Below are 18,703 nucleotides of genomic sequence, written 5' to 3'. Positions count from 1 at the left end.
GGAAGGGGCAAAGAATAATTTACTGAAGAAAGACTCTGAGCAGCACATCGGAACCTGTCGCCAATCGATAGCGGCGGGGGGTGGTGTGCCAGGAGCTCCTGTTACAGAGCTAGAGTATACGCGCATTGGAAGCGCCGTACTCGAAGAGGCGTATATGGCGACATATGCGTGAATCTGGGGTGGTACCACGAGAACAATATCTCGTCCCTGAGGCTGTTGGCAGTCTTAGGGGTGGGATTTTTTTTGTATCAGGAGCAGGATAATGCACATGTAATAAGGGTAAAGACGATGCAGAGACGACTACGAATTAGGAGGAGATGAATGTTATGTCACAATTATTGAGAGCAGGCATAGTCGGAGGAACTGGAATGGTCGGGCAGCGATTCGTGCAGCTGCTGGATGGACATCCATGGTTCAAGGTGACAGCGATTGCGGCAAGCGCAAGCTCGGCCGGCAAGACGTACGAGCAATCCGTGCAGGGCAGATGGAAGCTGGATACGCCTATCCCGGAGGATGTGAAATCGATCGTCGTGCAGGATGCTTCCAAGGTGGAGGAAGTGGCGGCGGGCGTGGACTTCATCTTCTGCGCAGTGGATATGAAGAAGGATGAGATCAAGGCGCTGGAAGAAGCGTATGCGAAGACGGGAACGCCTGTCGTCTCCAATAATTCGGCGCATCGCTGGACGCCGGACGTGCCGATGGTTATCCCGGAGATCAACCCGGAGCATCTGGATGTGATCGAAGCACAGCGCAAGCGTCTAGGTACGTCCACCGGATTCATCGCGGTTAAGCCGAACTGCTCCATTCAGAGCTATGTGCCGATGCTGAACGCGCTCCAGGAATTCAAGCCGAAGACGGTTGTTGCATCCACCTATCAAGCAATATCTGGCGCAGGCAAGAACTTTACCGACTGGCCGGAGATGCTGGACAACGTCATTCCATATATTGGCGGCGAGGAAGAGAAGAGCGAGCAGGAGCCGCTACGCATCTGGGGCAGCATCGAAGAAGGCGCTATTGTGAAGGCGAGCGCTCCGCTCATTACGACGCAATGTATCCGCGTTCCAGTGCTGGACGGCCATTTGGCTACCGTATTCGTCTCGTTCGAGAACAAGCCTTCGAAGGAAGAAATATTGGACCGCTGGAGAAGCTTTGCGGGGCGGCCACAGGAGCTTGGCTTGCCAAGCGCGCCGAAGCAGTTCATCACTTACTTCGAAGAGGAGAACAGGCCCCAGACGAATCTGGACCGCGATGTAGAGCGCGGCATGGGCGTATCCGCAGGCAGACTGCGCGAGGACTCCCTGCACGACTACAAGTTCGTCGGCCTCTCGCACAATACGCTTCGCGGCGCGGCTGGCGGGGCGGTGCTGATTGCCGAGCTGTTGAAGGCGGAAGGTTACATTGGGCCGAAACAAGCATAGTAGCAAGCATTTATAATAAGCATCAGTTTAGGCAAGGTCGGTCAGTCTCTCTTACACGGAGAGGCTTGGCCGGCTTTTTTTGCTGCAGGAAAGTGCGCGTGGCTGTGGCTGTGGCTGTAGTGGATGTGGCAGCGGTTGGGGCTCGGAAAGTAGCTAGATGGTTGTCTGCAAGGCATGTGGCATCGGTTGGAGCGTGGAAAGTAGCTAGATGAGTGTCTGTAGTGCATGTGGCATCGGTTGGAGCGTGGAAAGTAGCTAGATGAGTGTCTGTAGTGCATGTGGCATCGGTTGGAGCGTGAAAAGTAGCTAGATGGTTGTCTGTAGTGCATGTGGCATCGGTTGGAGCGAGGAAAGTAGCTAGATGGTTGTCTGTAGTGCATGTGGCATCGGTTGGAGCGAGGAAAGTAGCTAGATGGTTGTCTGCAAGGCATGTGGCAAACGCTGATAATCATAATATATGTTTATTTCGGATCAGTATCGACCGTGCTATTATGCTTCCAGGTGAATATACTTATACTACTAGCCGATACTAGCCGCTAATCGTTCGGGAGGAATGGAAGATGAAAATGAAAGCTGTAAGCATGTTCATGTTAGCATTGTTGCTGTGCGCAGTTATTGCACCGTTATCAGCACTGGCTATCAGTGATCCGGACAACGGGGATTGGGATCTGGAGTCGGTAACGCTTCGCAATACCAGCGAAGCCGAGTTAATGGTGCGATCCGGTTCAATCAATAATGTAGGCTTCGGTTTCTACGAAGATGAGAATCCGTTCACGGCGGAGCACACGTGGTCTCATCCTTATCCGTGGGAGCCGCGTGAAGGCGCAGCTGACGGAACGGACAGAATTATGCTTGGCACAGCTTATAAAGGAGAGTCGTTGGACGGTTACTCCTATCAGTGGGAGCAGGACGCCGCAGGAGCCACGACCAGAGCGGTCAAACTGAATTACGATATGTCGGGAATTGCAGTGGAAAATGCGATGCTGCAAATATGCGTGGATGATTTCCAGGCGATTAACTGGGGGACAGATTTTACCGTGACCTTGAACGGCAAGGAGGCGCCGTTTATTTCAGAGGTACTGAACCATATTGACCAGACAGGGCCGGTCGTACAGATTATTTCAATTGAAGTTCCGCAAAGGTTCTATTCGGAAATTGCTTCGGGTTCGCTATCAATCTCTATCAATGAAACAACCGGACTGGGTGACGGTTTTGCCATCGATTTTATCAAATTGCTGGTGAACTATAGCCGCTCGACCTATATTAGTACAGTGGAAGGTGTAGTTAGGGATGAGTCGGGGAACCCGATGGCCGGTGCTACTGTTCGTGTGCTGGGAACGAAGAATACCGTGAAGACGGGGCCGAATGGCCAATTTACAGCTGAAGTCGTATCCGGATTGAATGCATTTCGGGCGTCGAAGGACGGCTATGTGGAGAGCTACGACTTTGTTATCGCCCCAGCGGGACAGACCGTTTCAATGAAGGATTTATGGCTGCTTCCAGGGAAAGGGCAGCCCGATACGAACTACAGCTATTTTGCGGATGGCGATGCCTGGTCCGATGCTTCCGTGTGGGCGACGAAGGAACTGGAGAAAGCGGACAGCATGGGGATCATTCCGGACTCCTTGTATGGCGAGGACTTGACGAAGCCGATCACTCGGGCCGAATTCGCGGCAGTGGCTGTGAAAGTATATGAAAGTCTTTCTGGTAGTACGGCTTTGCCGGTCGTGAACAATCCATTCAACGATACAAAAGATATCGAGGTATTAAAGGCATATAACGTCAACCTCGTTGCTGGCCTCTCGGCTGACCGGTTCGCGCCCAATGCGCTGCTTAATCGCGAGCAAGCTGCGACCATGCTTACGCGGGCATTCAAGAAAGCGACGATAACCGGGTGGTCATTGGCTAACGACGGTCAATTCAAGCTGTCCTATACGAAGCCTGCGGCCTTTGCCGATGATGCGAAAATCTCTTCATGGGCGAAGGAAAGCGTGTATTTCATGGCCGCCAACGGAATTATTGCAGGCACAGGCAACAACAACTTCAGTCCACGTGCCACGACCCCTGCGGAAGAAGCGAAAAATTATGCGAGCGCTACTCGTGAACAGGCGCTGGTCATAGCTGTGAGAATGATTGAAAACCTGAAATAGCCAGCACTTGGCTCACGAGGAGAAGCTGATCAGGTCATTGCGGTCGTATGATACTGCTGGAACAATAGGAAGCTGTTACGTGCAGTCGCTTGTTGCAGGAACAAGAGGTTTGTGCGGGGAATTGCAGACAAGTTTAGAGTATATCGCTTATTTGGCGATGTACTTTTTTTGTCTCTCCACTGGCCCGAACGACAAAATTATAGGTCGGAACGGGAAAATAGAATAGATGCAATACGTGGAATACCTTAATATTGGAAAGAGGGGGCGAGAATAATTGAGTACGACTTTTGAGGTATATCCCGTGACATCGAATGTACCGACGATTGTAAACGTGTTGGAGGCCGCCAATCGGAAGCTGCAACATTTCTTATCGCCATTTGCTTTGAAGGAAATGCCGATCATATATGTGAGAATGGGTGAGGAGATCTTATCACAGCATGACAAGAACGATAAAGGCATGGCCTGGGGAGAAGGGGGGGCGTGGTTCTATGTTGACCCTGGTTCCGGAGGCGGAACGGATGCCCATTATGAGATAGTTGATGCGGCTACGATCGAGATCTGGGAAGAATACAGCGAGTATGGAGTGGCTTATCTGGAAGTGAAGAGGTCTCTGTCTGTCGGTCATTATTGGGTCTTTCGAAGATCGGCGGGGCAGCCGGCGATCATTAATCTGGTCTATGGCATTCTTGCTTCGGCATTGGCCGAGTTGACAGAAGGGTATATCCATTCTGACGATGGCGCTTGGAGCGGAAAGCCTGTCCGTTCCGATGCGTTCGATAGGCATTATTTTATCCCGGGTGCGGCAAGCACTTGTAGCAATGCTGTCTGGTACGAACAATGTCTGCAAGGCATTAGCAGCCAGTATGGCGGTATTCCTTACGAGCTCGAATATCAAGCACTGCATAGAAATGATTTATCTTGTGAGCAGCGATTGTTGTATTACCCTTCCTTAAGAACGTTTCGTGAAGGGGCGGCAGCTGAGGATCGTTTATTCCTCATAATAAGTCAATATGCGAATATTCCTTACGTCATTGTAGATAGATTAAGGATAATCGCATCGGAACGGTCGCTGATCAGGCAATTGCAGCTGCTTGATATTAGAGTCGGCTTCGGGATGCTTAATCATCCGATTGATAAAATGCAAAGCTTGGAAGATGATATTGCGGAGCAATTGCGTAGTGATAGCACGTCATTCTGGACTAATCCTTTGTGCATGTCGGATAAGGATACTGAGAAGCTCAAACAACAGATTATGCCAGATTACTTTTAACTAGTTAACCGAAGCCGACCGTCTTTGAAGCGGTCTATTGTGCCAAGGAGTCGTGTTAGCCGCACGGTTCCTTCTTTGGTTTTATTAGAACGGTGTGAGTTTATACTTTCTATCAGTAATTAACATGGGTAAATAGGTCTGACATTCAACATCACTATTTATTTCGCTATTTTTCATTAGCCAAGGGCGTTTCGCACCTATTACGAGAGGCAGGGTTATGCTGTTCATATGACCAATTTTTGTGATTTAATGAGAGTATGTAAAAAAGAAGCTGTGAAAGTGGGATAGGATGAAGCGATTAACGATTGGCTTGTTTGCCCATGTGGATGCGGGCAAGACGACTTTTGCCGAACAACTGCTGTACCATACGAACAGTATCCGCTCGCGCGGACGGGTGGATCATAAGGATGCTTACCTGGACAGCCACGACATTGAACGGGCAAGGGGTATTACGGTATTCGCCGATCAGGCGATGATGGATTATAAAGGCGACAGATATTACTTGATTGACACGCCCGGTCACGTCGATTTCTCCCCCGAGATGGAGCGGGCAATTCAGATTATCGATTATGCTATCGTCATTGTCAGCGCGGTGGAAGGTGTGCAGGGCCATACCGAGACCGTCTGGCAGCTGCTGCGCAAGCATCGGATACCGACATTTTTCTTCATTAACAAGACGGATCGGGTCGGTGCGGATGCAGAGAGAACGGAGGAGGAGATCCGCCGGCAGTTGACGGACGATGCCTGCTCCATTACGGAAAGCTTCATTGGCGGTATCGTCGGAGAATCGCTGCGAGAGGCGATGGCTGAGCGGGACGAGGGCTTGTTGGAAGCGTTCCTGGAAGGACGAGATGCCTCCGACTTCTGGCTGCAAGCCTTGCAGCAGATGGTGCAAGAGCGGCGGCTGTTCCCTTGTGCTCAGGGGTCCGCATTGCAGGATAGGGGTATCCTTGCTTTCCTGGATCAGCTGCATCTGCTGACGACAGCGTCTTATGATGGGGCAGCTCCGTTCGGGGCGCGAATTTATAAGATCCGGCATGACGTTAACGGTGTGAGACTGACGTTCATGAAGGCGATGAGCGGCAAACTGAAGGTGCGGGAGCAGCTCGGCTATGAGAGCAACGGAGTTTCCTACGATGAGAAAATTACGCGCATCTTTACGTTTAACGGTAGCAAATCGCAGTCGTCGGATCATGTGGAAGCGGGCGATTTATTCGCGGTCGTCGGCTTATCAGCAGCCGAGGCTGGACAAGGCTTGGGGCTGATTCAGGATCGAGTGACTTACGAATCGGAGCCGGCCTTGCAGTCGAAAGTGCTATTCGACGATTCTCTCTCCATTCATGAAGTGCTCGGTACGTTCCGCATCTTGCATGCGGAGGATCCGTCGCTGAATGTCGTGTGGGACGAGCATCTGCAGGAGATCCACATTCGCGTCATGGGCCTGATTCAGTTAGAGGTGCTGGAGCAGCTCGTGAAGGAGAGATTCGGTCAAGTCATCTCTTTCGGTCAGCCGGAGATTTTGTATAAAGAAACGATTCAGTCCGCTGTGACGGGGTACGGTCACTTCGAGCCGCTCAGGCATTATGCGGAAGTGCACCTGCTGCTTGAGCCGGGAGTGCGAGGGTGCGGGATTCAATTCACCAGCACGTGCCATCCTGATGATCTCCACTACAGCTATCAGAATCTGGTCGGGACGCATCTCTACGAACGGGAGCATAACGGACTGCTGACAGGCATGCCGATTACGGACATGAAAATCACGCTGATCAAAGGCGCTGCGCATAACGAGCATACGCATGGCGGCGACTTCCGCGAAGCTGCCTTCCGCGCTCTACGGCAAGGGCTGGAGAAAGCGAACAATCTGCTGCTGGAGCCCTATTACGATTTTAAAATAAAAGTAGGAATCGATGAGATGGGGAGGGTGATGTCGGATATACAACGGGCATCGGGAACGTTCGATCCGCCGCAGACGCAGGGGGCCCATGCGGTCATTACTGGGAGGGTGCCCGTATCGACCTTTATGAACTACAGCACGGAGTTCGCATCCTTCACGCATGGACGAGGCAGCATTCGCTGTGTGTTCAGCGGCTATGACACATGCCATAATGCAGAGGAAGTGATTCAGCGAATAGACTATCGGAAAGATGCCGATCCTCTGTATACCTCCTCGTCCATCTTCTGTGCCAAAGGGGCGGGTTATTCGGTGCCTTGGGATGAAGCGGAAGCCAAGATGCATCTTCTATAAACGAAAGGGGATTGGAAATGAGCCAACTGCACGAGGAAGTAAAGACGGCGGAGGGAATGCGCGGCGAGCTGACCGGATACTGCTACAGAATGATGGGGTCATACTCCGAGGCGGAGGATGCCGTTCAGGATACCATGCTGCGTGTGTGGCAGGCCAAGGGGGAGCTTCAGAACAGCGCTTCATTACGGTCCTGGATATATCGTATTGCCACGAATGTCTGCTTGGACAAGCTCCGTCATGCCAAGCGTCGGGCGCTTCCTATGGATTTGACCGACCCAGCCGTTATGATTGCGGAGCCAAGGGAGAATCTGACTGTAGAGGAATGGATCTGGCCGATTCCCGATTCCTCGACCGACCCGGCCGCCATCACAGTTGGCAAGGAATCCATTCGCCTATCGTTCATTGCCCTGCTGCAAACTTTGCCGCCTCGACAGCGCGCAGTGCTGCTATTGAACGACGTGTTCCGATGGTCGGCCAAGGAGACGGCCGAAGCGCTGGAGATGACTGCAGCCGCTGTCAACAGCGCCTTGCAGCGGGCACGCTCAACGATTAGACAGGTTCAGCTTCGTTCCGAGACGCTGAGGGAGATTGACGCCGATGTCGATCAGCGTCTGCTTGACAGTTACATAGAAGCGTTCGAGCATTACGACGTCGACAGACTGCTGGCGTTGTTCCACGAAAGCGCAAGCTTGTCCATGCCGCCTTATGTCATGTGGGTGCGAGGCAGCATGGACATTGCGGCATTCTATCACGCGACGCGCGCACATTGTACGGGTTCGCGTCTGATGCCGTTGCGCGCTAACGGCAATTGCCCGGCATATGCGCAGTATGTGCCTGCGGGAGACGACGGGGTATGTATGCCTTGGGGCATACATATTCTTGAGATCCAGGAGGGGAGAATCGCGCATATCCATCACTTTATCGATAGCGATTTATTTACGCGATTTGGCCTGCCCTTATTTTTGAAGCGGGATTGATGATTTATGCGCCAGATAGGCGTCTCAACTAGGGTAAGCAACGAAAAAATTACGCAGGCAGGAACGATTCCGCCTATAAACGAGGAAAACCGGCACATCATTGTGCCGGTTCATCTACATGTCAGAAAAGATGAGGCCTAAAAAGTCATGGATACATAATAGTGTATAAAAAAATTCAACATAAGTCTATTCCTTTTTTCGTATAAATTGTATGTTATAGAAGCGACCGCGGCGCATATTCAATGAATGGAAGGGAGCTTCTCTACATGATTACGCTCAGAAAAATTACACTGAAAAACCGGCGTGACCTATTCAGGCTGGAGGTCTCGGAAGACCAGCGCCGCTTCGTTGCATCCAATCTGTCCAGCGTCGCTTCGTGTTATGTGCTGGCAACCAATGGCGGACATCCTTTCCGTTTATGATCTACGCAGATGAGCAGCCGGTCGGGTTTGTCATGTTGACTTACAACATTACCGGGTATGATCTCCCGATAATCGCAGATGAGAGCTATTGTATATTGCGGCTGATGATTGACCGGCAATATCAGAACAAGGGATACGGCAGGGAAGCAATGAAGAAAATAATGGCATTTATTCGCACCTTCCCTACAGGGCCGGCTCAGTATTGCTGGCTCTCTTATTCGGCTGAAAATGCGGTCGCCAAAAAGCTGTATGAAAGCTTCGGCTTTCGTGACAATGGGGAGATTATCCACGACGAACGAATAACGGTGCTGCGACTATAGTGAGGCATTGAACTCGGGAAAGGGCGGATAAGATGAGAAAAATAGTGTTAATGATCGGTTTGGGATGTGCAATTCTCTTGGCGGGCGCCTGTATGCTGGCTTTTCAACCGAAAGAAATCAAGGCGGATAAAGTTTACGGCAAAGGAAAAAGCGACAACCAATATAGCCTTTCTGTCAGTCTGGGCGGTGAAAACAAGATTCCAAGCACGCTTGGGCAATACAACGAGGTAAGTGATAGTTCCGCTGTTAATATTGTGTATACGGTCGTCTATGAGCAAAACAAATGGTTCAAAAACGATCAGCGCATTATTAAACTGCTGCGATTCGAGAGGCCGTTCCCCGAAGATAAAAATGAGGACGTAAAAGACTTTTATTACAGACTGGTGGATGAATCGCTTGATGTACTCGATGATCAGACTTCTGTGTTCACACGACTGTATGAAAAACGTGTTTCCTACAACAATTTATTCGATCTCATTCCGCAGTCTATTGTTGTCCCCGGGTATTCTGACATTAAGGAAGCAAGACAATGGATATCTCAGAATCATCCTCAGCATCTGGAATTAATGGATAGAACTATTGTTAACGCCTCCGTGCTTGAGCGCTGGGAACAAGATGGCTACATGCAAAGGTACAGCGAAGCATCTCCTGAGGGGCTTACGCTGGACAATATTATCAAGCAAGCGCCGTAACGAATGCATTGCAACCTGTAAATAGCAGGCAGACCATGAGACCATATGAGGAGCGTATTGTTTCGATACAATTGGTCGAAGCTCTACGTGCTGATGGAGCAAAGTACTAACATTTGCCCAGGAGAAACGTTGTAGGATGAGGTAGAAATAACTAGTATGGACTGGAGAGCAATTGTTCCACAATACATCCTGTGAATTACGGGTAATTAGTGGGATGCTCGAGACTGGGCACAAGAAGCTTCGATCAAATGGATCGAGGCTCTTCGTGCTTTATATAGCCCCATCAATCGCACCCCGCCCGCCCAAAAGTAACTGCCTATCGCTCAGAAGGGTCACGTAGCACCGGAAATGAGCTGGAAATGTGTGTTATTGCTCAAAATGCTCACATAGCCCTCAACAGTGCCCCGTTCCTCTATAGGCTTGCCAAAAAGTAACCTTCTATCACTCCTTATCGCCATATAGGCCCATTCGGAGTGCCTCGTCCACTAGTGGTTTGTACGAAAAATCGTACAAACCGGAGCAGAAGAGGCCGTCCGCAGCGGAGTTTGTACGAAAAATCGTACAAACCGGAGCAGAAGGGGCCGCCCGCACCGCAGTTTGTACGAAAAATCGTACAAGTCGGAGCAGAAGGGGCCGCCCGCAGCGAAGTTTGTACGAAAAATCGTACAAATCGGAGCAGCCAAGGCCGAACGCAGCGGAGTTTGGAGGCAGCGGAGTTTGTTCATTGCGTTATCGTCGCAGACTGCCCTTTTCTTTCCAGTGGAATCAACAAAACCTTAACATGGCGTTGATGCCGAATTAACATACGGCGATTACGATAAGGACATGTTCATAGACGTCGTCGCCCAATTGTTAAACCGGTTTAATGATTGCGCTGCGGCTCCCTACATTTACAGCATATTGGAGGATTCAACTGTGAAAAAGAAAGCTCTACAAACAGTCGCGGCAAGTATGGTCATTGCGAGTCTTGCACTCACGGCATGCGGCAGCAACGGCAACGGCAGTGATTCGAATCAAGCGTCCAACGGCAAAGGTACTTCACAGCAGAAAGAAGCTTCAGTGAAAGAGCTGCGCATTATGGCGGGTGTCGTAGGCGGCAAGACGCCGGAGGAGACCGACCTGTTCGAACAGGAGATTGAGCGTCTGACCGGTATTAAAGCCGACATTACGAAGCCGGCATCCGATTACAATACAAAGCTGACAACAGCCATCTCTTCCGGAGAGAAGTATGATTTGCTGCAGATTAGCAAGGAAACGATGAATACATTTATCGATCAAGGCATCTTAACGCCGATAACAGATTTCGTGGAGGGCTCCGACGTCTTGTCCGACTCCAGCGTCATTCCTTCCGGCGAGTGGGCGCAAGTGAAGACGGAGGACGGCCAGATCTATGGCGTATTCAGCAAGTTCCAAGGCGGCACCATGCCGATCGTCAGACAGGATTGGCTGGACAAGCTTGGTCTGGACACGCCGGAGACGCTGGATGAGTTCTATCAAGTGCTGAAGGCGTTCAAGGAGCAGGACCCTGACGGCAACGGGAAAGAGGATACTTACGGTTTATCAACTGCGGGATTGTATGAGATTCAAGGCTTTATGAGCGCAGCGGGCGTGAAGCAGAGATATGTCATGGAAGACGGCAAGCGCGTCATTCCATATGCGACTGAAGCGGCAATTCCGGTATACGAATGGTTCGCCAAGCTGTACAAGGAAGGCATCATGGATCCCAACTTCGCCACGAACGATACTGGAAAGATGCGCAACTTGTTCCTGACCGACCGCGTCGGCATGGTTACGTATTGGGATGCATGGGTCGGCTTGTTCAATAATGCAAGGCTGCAAGAAGACCCGGATACGGCATTCCAAGCGAAGGGCATACCAGGGCCGGCAGGACCGGATGGTGAGATCTTGCTGCGCCGCGGCGATCCTGACGTATGGGTCATTCCGGTCAATGCGGAGCATCCGGAGACGGCTATGGAGTTTATCGAGTGGTGGCATACGGAGCCGGGAATCATCCTCGGCAGTCTCGGCATTGAAGGCGAGGACTATGTGAAGAAGGACGGTCAATATGAGCTGACCGAGCTGGGCAAGGAGCATGGCATGGACCACGGCGTGCCGTTCTGGTACAACGACAATGTCAAGCCGCCGTTCGGCAAGCTTCCGGGAGTAGAAGAAGCGCAGCAGATCGTGATGGAGCATGCTTCGCTGGAGCTGACACTGCCGAATTGGACGGATGCCGAGAAGATTATTAACAATTATGCGATTCGGGCGATGACGGGCGAGATGCCTGCCGCTGAAGCCGTAGCCAAAATGCAAGGCGAGCTGAAGCGCGCGGATCTGATCGACTAAATATAGCGTTTCGGATGTTCGGAGAGTATGGCGATCCGCCATACTCTTCTTTCCTCCATGACATACAGAAGGCGGTGCAGCAACTTGAACTGGATGAAGCGTTACTCCTCTCTCTATTTGATGATGATACCGATTATGCTCTATTTCCTCATTTTTTCATATTATCCCCTTATCCGGGGCTTTATCATGAGCCTGCAGCAGTTTCGATTAATCGGAGATACGCCGTTCGTCGGCTTGGACAACTATATGAGGGTACTCAAGGACCCTGTGTTCTACGATGTATTCCTCAATACGATTACCATTGGCGGCGGCATTCTCATTGCCGGATTTATCGCTCCGATTATTATTGCGCTGCTGTTGAATGAGATCGCTCAGAAGGCGTTGAAGAAGTGGATTCAAATGGTTATCTACTTGCCGCATCTATTCTCGTGGGTGGTCATTGGCGGCATCTGGATATTCATGCTATCCCCGGACGGCGGTCTCGTCAATGAAGTGCTGATGGCTCTTGGCAAAGAAAGCCCGATTCCGTTCCTCTCCTCGGAGACGTATGCGAAAGGGGTTATGATCGCATCGGCGACATGGAAGGAGATGGGGTATACGTGCATCCTGTTCCTGGCTGCCATCGTTGCTATCAATCCGTCACTGTATGAGGCGGCTCGCATGGATGGAGCCAATCGTTGGCAGCTTGTTCGCTTTGTTACGCTGCCTGGCCTCTATTCCACGATGAAGGTCGTTCTGCTGCTCAATATGATGAGTGTACTGCGCATGTTCGACCAGATTTTTATTATGAAAAATCCCGCTATCGCCAAATATGTCGATGTCATTATGGTGTATACGTACGAGAAAGGCATTATGGAATTTAATATGGGCGTGGCTACTGCCGCCAGCTTTGTTGTGATTGCTCTGACGTTCATTCTGACGATGATCACGCGGCTGGTTGTCCGATACGACAATTAAAGGGGGGCATAGTGATGATGAAGAAAAGCTTATCCGGCAAACTGTTCGATGTTCTTAATATTGCAATCCTGCTAGGCATTGTAGCGACGATGATTATTCCTTTTCTCAACGTATTGGCGCTATCTTTCTCTTCCAATCTGGCCTCTATGTCCCCTTCCATTGTGCTATGGCCGAAGGAATTCAGCGTAGAAGGCTTTCAAACCGTATGGAACCGATTGGATCTGTGGCTTCCCTTCATGAACAGTAGTATTGTGACGGTGAGCGGGACTTTCATGCATGTGATGCTCAGTGCGATGGCCGGTTACGTGCTCATACAACCGTACTTGCCTGGCAAGAAATTTATCGTTTCTTCGATATTGCTTACGATGATGATCCCGAATGAAGCGATTATGATTCCCCTTTATGTTGTCAATAAGGACCTGGGCTTGATTAATTCACTGTATGCGCTCATTATTTCCGGTATTGTGTCGGGCTTCAGCATATTGCTCATGCGGAACTTCTTCACGATGGTGCCTTACGAGATGTGCGAATCCGCGCGCATTGACGGTGCGGGAGACTTCCGAATCTTCCTGACGATGTATATGCCGCTGGCCAAGGCGGGACTGGCGACCATTACGCTGTTCGAATTCGTCAGCCGTTGGAATCAGTTCACGGCACCGCTGCTGTTCATTAACGACCAGAGCAAATATACGCTGCAGCTGGCTCTCAAGGCGCTCATTATCGATACAGACGCCACCTCCAGCAACTTCTTGATGACGACGAATGTGAGAATGGCGGGAGTCGTGATTGCGCTTGTTCCGCTATTGCTCATCTATCCGTATGTGCAGAAGTATTTCGTCAAGGGCATTATGGTCGGGGCGAATAAAGAATAGCGAAAGAGGTGTCGATCGTGTCACTTGAGAAAGAGTACGTGATAGAGCAGGTGTTCAGCCGTTATATCGCTAAAAGCGAGGAAAAGGGATACATTGAAATTCCCTTCGAGCTGCCCGAGCATACGGAGAAAATCCAGGTTCAAATGGATGGAGAGAGCTTGAAGGGCACGGGTGCCACCATTGATCTGGGAATAAAAGGGCCGGGGAGAATGCGGGGCTGGAGCGGCGGAGCGCGAACGGAATTTACAATCGGGTGGGAGAAGGCGACGCCCGGCTACCTTCCGGGAGAGCTGGATGCCGGCCCATGGGCTGTCCTGCTCGGTGCTTACCGCGTTCCCCAGGAAGGCTGCGAGGTGAAGCTGACAGTGACGGTAATGCTGGAGCAGCCCCGTTGGCTGAAGGGAGATCTGCATACCCATACCGTTCACAGTGATGGCGCCTATACCCTTCGGGAAGCCGTCGGCATCATGGAGGACAACGACTGCGATTTCCTCGCGACGACAGATCACAACACGGTGAGCCAGAATAACGCTCATCCTGCTGATACGGATGTTATCCTTATCCCAGGCGTGGAGTTGACAACGAATTACGGCCATGCCAACTTCCTTGGAGCAGCCGATCCTGTGCTGGACTACAGGGCGACGAAGATGGATGATGTGCACAGGCTGCTGCAGGAAGCAAGAGAAGCGGGGGCGAGGATTGTACTGAACCACCCGCATTGCGACTATTGTCCTTGGGAATGGGACTTCGAGGTAGATTACGACTGGGTGGAAGTGTGGAACGGCCCATGGTCTGAGCGCAATCAACGGGCAGTAGACTGGTGGCACAGCCAGCTTGCAGCGGGCAAGCGGATTGCCGCCGTCGGCGGCAGCGATGTGCATCGGCCCGATCCGTGGGTGAAGCATGCGATGCCGACGACACATGTGTTCGCGGCTTCCCGAACGGTGAAAGGGATATTGGACGGTCTTCATACAGGACGCGTCTTTATGAGCTACGGTCCGGAAGGACCCGAGATCGACGTTCACATCGGAACTGCGCTGATGGGAGATGCCATTCAGTTGCACGAAGGAGTGGTCCTGCACGGGGAATGTTCTGTTCAGCATGTGCGGCAAGGAGATGTAGTGGAAGTTATTTCCGAGATCGGCCCAGAGCACGAGGCTTCTGCAGAAGAAGATGGGAGCTTGACGCTGACCTGGCCTGTTGCGGATAGGCTTTTCTATCGCGTTGAAGTGTGGCGTTACTTTCCGGAAGTGGATCGAACATTGATGGCGGCTCTCGGCAATCCGATCTACTTGAAGAAAGGGAACGACGATGAGCAAAATTGATGATGTGGCAAAGCTGGCCAATGTGTCCAAAGGGACAGTGTCCAATGTATTCAGCCGCAAGCGCCCGATAAGCGCAGAGGTGGCCAGACGAGTGCTGGAAGCATCTAAACAGTTGAATTACGTCCCGAATCATATTGCCCGCAGCTTGGCGACGAAGCAGACGATGACGATCGGATTGAATATTCCGTTCGTCAACCACATTTATTTCAACAGCTTCCAAACACATCTCATTAACGGTATCGTTGCCCGTGCGGCGACGAAGAAATATCGCGTATTGCTGGACACTCTCTCCCAAGGCGAGCTGGATCTGCCCAATCTGTCCAGCCTGCCCATGGACGGCGTCATCTTGATCGATCCTGCCGAAGAAGACGAACGAATTGAATTGCTGCATCAATTCAGCATTCCTTATGTCGTGATAGGAAGACCGGCGAACTCTGATATAGACCACATTAGTTACGTAGACAGCGACAATGTGCAGATTGGCTACGATACAGGCCGCTATCTGCTTGAACTTGGACACGAGCATATCGTATTCCTCAACGTTCCTGAGAAGATGACCGTCGCGGTCGATCGGAAGAAGGGCTTCGAGCTTGCGATGCAGGAGCAAGGGATTCCCAAGCCCAATTATTCGCATCATTTCCGCCCGGAGCTGAAGCTCGAACCGTCTGCATTCGGTTATATGAAAACGATGGAGCTGTTAGGGGAGACGGGAACGAAGGTGACCGCCATAATTGCTGATGACGAAAGCTTGGCAATGGGCGTTCTGCGGGCATTGACGGTATTAAAGTTGTCCGTTCCGGAAGATATCTCTCTCATCGTAATTAGCGGTGATCCGTCGCTGGCGCAGAAGACGGAGCCGCTATTAACGACAGTCGACTTGTGCGCCTCGCGATTAGGCGAAGCGGCGGTCGATACGTTGTTCAAGAAAATGAAGATCGTACAAGGGGATACAGAGCCGAACGGCATGATACAGGCGAAAATCATTGAGAAAAACTCATGCCGTCGGATAGAATAAGGGATAGAGTATGCTACCCTGTCCGCCCGCTGAAGGGGGGACTAGCAAGGAGGGCACCTATCGTCTATGAAAACCATACTAGTAACCGGCTTCGATCCATTCGGCGGAGACACCGTCAATCCCGCATGGGAAGCCGTGCGAACGCTTGCGGAGCACAAGCATGCTGATTACCGAATTGTAGCCAGACTGCTGCCGACGGTGTTCGATAAGTCCATTAGGCTGTTAAAGCAATACATGGAGGAGATCGATCCCGATGTGATCCTGTGCGTAGGTCAGGCAGGGGGACGAGCGACCTTCTCTGTTGAGCGAATTGCCGTTAATGTGAACGATGCCCGCATTCCCGATAATGAAGGAAAGCAGCCGATTGACACGCCTGTTGTGGAAGACGGGCCAACCGGCTATTGGACGACGCTGCCGATTAAAGCGATCATCAGCAGGCTGAAGGAGAAGGGAATTCCTGCATCCATCTCTCATACAGCGGGAACGTTCGTCTGCAACCATGTCTTCTATGGCTTGATGCACGAGATTGCCGTTGCGAAGCCCGGCGTGAAAGGGGGATTCATTCATATCCCTTATCTCCCGGAGCAAGCGGCGCAGCATCCGGGCCAGCCCAGCATGGCGTTGGACACCATTGTGAACGGGCTGGTTGTAACGATTGAGACGGCCTTAGCCACCTCTGCAGATCTTGTAGAGGTGGGCGGGAACATTAGCTAAGGCCGTCTGGCGATATTGTGCCGATTGCATAGTTAATGAACGAGAAAAACCACTTCTTCAGGGTGAGAGCCATCAGACAGCTAGTGCGGGACGAAGCGACTGACCTGCTAAGCAAGCGAGTGCTGCCAGCATGAGCGCTCACCCTCTCGGCCACCGATAAGGGGCGACATGCCGCAGCATGGCAAGGAAGAGTGCCGCCCATTGCTCCAGCGATAGTGAAGCGACAGTCTGTTCGCGATCGACTCCTGTATGCTGCAATACAGCTCTCAGCTGGGCCGGCGTGAATATTCCCTTCAGCGCATGGGCGGCCGCCAGCTTCGGTTCATGCAGCATATACACAGCGAAGGCTGTGAATCGCCTTCCTTCCTTGAAGGGCACCAGAGGGTGCCCTCTTCGGGCAATTCGGACGATAGCGGCGTCGACGCTCGGCGGCGGGGCGAAATGCGTTCGGGGAACGATTGTTTTCATCTCGAACAGATAGTGCATTCTCCACATTAACAACCGCGGATCAAGCTGGGCCCTTTGCGTGAATCTTCGGGCCGCTCCCCTCTCCAGAATCAATGCTGCCCGTTGAAAGCTCTTCCCTTCAACCCCTAGCAATTTGTCTAGAATTGCGGTGGTGATGGAGAAGGGAATATTAGCGATGACGCAGAACGGTTCCGACGGCAATCGCAATCCCCTTATATCGCCTTGCATAATTGTCACGTGAGGATAGGCTTCCGCCTTGATACGGAGCGACTTGACGAACTCCTCATCGATCTCGATTGCGATCACCTTCCCGGCTCTCTCGGCAATCGGGAACGTGAGTCTTCCCGTACCCGCCCCGATCTCCAGCACAGTAACGTCCGGCTGCACATGAATCGTGCCTATGAGCTGCTTGATTGTTCGCGGGTGATGCAGCAGATGCTGCCCGGTGAAATTCGGCTTTGATTTAGGCTGAGGTGTCGCTTTATTGTACTTGTTCTTCTTGCGCATAGTTATGGTCCTCCCGAATTCGTTGATTTCCGTAGACAAACGAAAAAAACGCAGACCTATGCCTGCGCCGGATCAACGGAAATGGGAATGGAAAGGGGGAGTACGCCAATGCGCGTATTGAAATAAACGGTTGCCGATAGGACAACAGTGATTAGGAGTTGCTGATGCACCAATGTACAGGTGTCAAGCTTCCCCTTTCACCGGAGTGAGGGGAGAATGCTTGTGCGCACGCCAAAAAGAGACAGATGCGCTGTCCCGGTATTCATCGAATAAGCAGCAGATGACCTGAAATGGGCAGACCGATTCCGTTTGCTCCGCATGCAGGCAGAGCCTTTGTTCACTATGAAATTAGCGGGACAAAGTGACAAAACGCAATCTTCCGTAATTAATTGCACCCATCGTCAGGACAACCCTCCGTTCCTTGAATTGTCGTTATTGTAGCACATGGAAGCGCGGATAACGTCGCGAAAAACGATTTAAGCTGTTTTTTACCGGAATTAAGCAGCAGTGGCTGGTACAATCAAGAGTAGATTGGGGAGCTACCCGAAGTTCAAGGCGGGGACGGACGTGCAGCCGCTCAAGTCGAGCGCTTCACCGATCTGGACCACGACGGCGAGTTGATCGTCTATTGCAGCCACTGGCGACGAAGAGAAGGCTTAAGCAATCAGAATAATAGATTTTCATCATTCCGCCTCTTACAAATTATGCTATAATTAGACAAGCACTTGGAACGGCTTGCAAGGGTGGTCGGCTACCTCTCGTCGAAGGGAGGGATGCCCATGGAGGTTAAAGACGCTTTGACGTTGATGATCGGTTTTGGTGCGCTTATTGTAGCGCTGCTTACGCTGGTTGTTGCCATAGTCGTAGCGTTTAACCAAAAGAAATAGACCACCCTCCCTAAAGTGCTCCCTGTCAAGTAGACAGTGAAAAAAACAAAAAAACGGTTAGGCCTATCCCTCAGTTCAAGACAGAGAACTGGGGGATTATTTCATTACGCAGCTCGAC

At 51.4% G+C, this 18,703-nt stretch carries 14 protein-coding genes, 1 pseudogene and 1 other annotated feature (1 of these 16 cut by a window edge); of the genes and pseudogenes, 14 read left to right on the top strand and 1 reads right to left on the bottom strand.

Annotated elements, in window-relative coordinates; genetic code table 11:
* Nucleotides 1-212, top strand: a binding site (T-box leader) (it extends 61 nt beyond the left edge of the window).
* A 114-nt stretch (nt 213-326) separates the two neighbouring features.
* The 13 genes and pseudogenes from asd to pcp all read left to right on the top strand — a co-directional run bounded on the left by asd (nt 327) and on the right by pcp (nt 16,723).
* Nucleotides 327-1,418: an aspartate-semialdehyde dehydrogenase gene (gene asd / locus ACFQ2I_RS09790; protein WP_377563908.1), complete on the top strand. Its 1,092-nt coding sequence runs from the start codon at nt 327-329 to the stop codon at nt 1,416-1,418.
* Nucleotides 1,419-1,978: 560 nt separating this feature from the next.
* The gene (locus ACFQ2I_RS09785; protein WP_377563907.1) at nt 1,979-3,568 is read left to right on the top strand and encodes an S-layer homology domain-containing protein; all 1,590 of its coding nucleotides are present in this window, start codon (nt 1,979-1,981) and stop codon (nt 3,566-3,568) included.
* Nucleotides 3,569-3,842: 274 nt separating this feature from the next.
* Nucleotides 3,843-4,838, top strand: a complete 996-nt coding sequence (locus ACFQ2I_RS09780; protein ID WP_377563906.1) for a hypothetical protein — start codon at nt 3,843-3,845, stop codon at nt 4,836-4,838.
* A gap of 289 nt (nt 4,839-5,127) precedes the next feature.
* Nucleotides 5,128-7,083, top strand: a complete 1,956-nt coding sequence (locus tag ACFQ2I_RS09775) for a GTP-binding protein (RefSeq protein WP_377563905.1) — start codon at nt 5,128-5,130, stop codon at nt 7,081-7,083.
* A 17-nt stretch (nt 7,084-7,100) separates the two neighbouring features.
* Nucleotides 7,101-8,060, top strand: a complete 960-nt coding sequence (locus ACFQ2I_RS09770) for a sigma-70 family RNA polymerase sigma factor (RefSeq protein WP_377563904.1) — start codon at nt 7,101-7,103, stop codon at nt 8,058-8,060.
* A 266-nt stretch (nt 8,061-8,326) separates the two neighbouring features.
* Nucleotides 8,327-8,802 (top strand): annotated as a pseudogene (locus ACFQ2I_RS09765) (GNAT family N-acetyltransferase).
* Nucleotides 8,803-8,846: 44 nt separating this feature from the next.
* Entirely contained in the window at nt 8,847-9,494 is a 648-nt protein-coding gene (locus tag ACFQ2I_RS09760; protein WP_377563903.1) for a hypothetical protein, read from the top strand.
* 915 nt (nt 9,495-10,409) lie between these two features.
* Nucleotides 10,410-11,840, top strand: a complete 1,431-nt coding sequence (locus ACFQ2I_RS09755) for an extracellular solute-binding protein (protein ID WP_377563902.1) — start codon at nt 10,410-10,412, stop codon at nt 11,838-11,840.
* A gap of 93 nt (nt 11,841-11,933) precedes the next feature.
* The gene (locus tag ACFQ2I_RS09750; protein WP_377564245.1) at nt 11,934-12,797 is read left to right on the top strand and encodes an ABC transporter permease subunit; all 864 of its coding nucleotides are present in this window, start codon (nt 11,934-11,936) and stop codon (nt 12,795-12,797) included.
* Nucleotides 12,798-12,811: 14 nt separating this feature from the next.
* Nucleotides 12,812-13,669 (top strand): carbohydrate ABC transporter permease, encoded by an 858-nt coding sequence (locus tag ACFQ2I_RS09745; RefSeq protein WP_377563901.1) that lies wholly within the window; start codon nt 12,812-12,814, stop codon nt 13,667-13,669.
* 17 nt (nt 13,670-13,686) lie between these two features.
* Nucleotides 13,687-14,994 carry a CehA/McbA family metallohydrolase gene (locus ACFQ2I_RS09740; protein WP_377563899.1) on the top strand — a complete coding sequence of 436 codons (1,308 nt, stop codon included), beginning with the start codon at nt 13,687-13,689 and terminating at the stop codon, nt 14,992-14,994.
* A complete protein-coding gene (locus ACFQ2I_RS09735) occupies nt 14,981-16,009 on the top strand; it encodes a LacI family DNA-binding transcriptional regulator (protein WP_377563898.1) in 1,029 nt (342 codons plus the stop codon). The genes ACFQ2I_RS09740 and ACFQ2I_RS09735 overlap by 14 nt, the downstream gene beginning before the upstream one ends.
* 66 nt (nt 16,010-16,075) lie before the next feature.
* The gene (gene pcp / locus ACFQ2I_RS09730; RefSeq protein ID WP_377563897.1) at nt 16,076-16,723 is read left to right on the top strand and encodes a pyroglutamyl-peptidase I; all 648 of its coding nucleotides are present in this window, start codon (nt 16,076-16,078) and stop codon (nt 16,721-16,723) included.
* A gap of 138 nt (nt 16,724-16,861) precedes the next feature.
* Here pcp and erm read toward each other — a convergent pair whose 3' ends face one another.
* Nucleotides 16,862-17,698, bottom strand: a complete 837-nt coding sequence (gene erm, locus ACFQ2I_RS09725) for a 23S ribosomal RNA methyltransferase Erm (RefSeq protein WP_377563896.1) — start codon at nt 17,696-17,698, stop codon at nt 16,862-16,864.
* 779 nt (nt 17,699-18,477) lie between these two features.
* Between erm and ACFQ2I_RS09720 the strand changes: the two genes are divergently transcribed.
* The gene (locus ACFQ2I_RS09720; RefSeq protein ID WP_257449097.1) at nt 18,478-18,585 is read left to right on the top strand and encodes a putative holin-like toxin; all 108 of its coding nucleotides are present in this window, start codon (nt 18,478-18,480) and stop codon (nt 18,583-18,585) included.
* Nucleotides 18,586-18,703 lie beyond the last annotated feature (118 nt).

Source organism: Paenibacillus chungangensis, assembly GCF_042675905.1.
Taxonomy (GTDB): Bacteria; Bacillota; Bacilli; order Paenibacillales; family Paenibacillaceae; genus Pristimantibacillus; species Pristimantibacillus chungangensis.
Note: the sequence above shows the minus strand (reverse complement) of the source record. Positions and strands in the feature narration are given on the sequence as shown.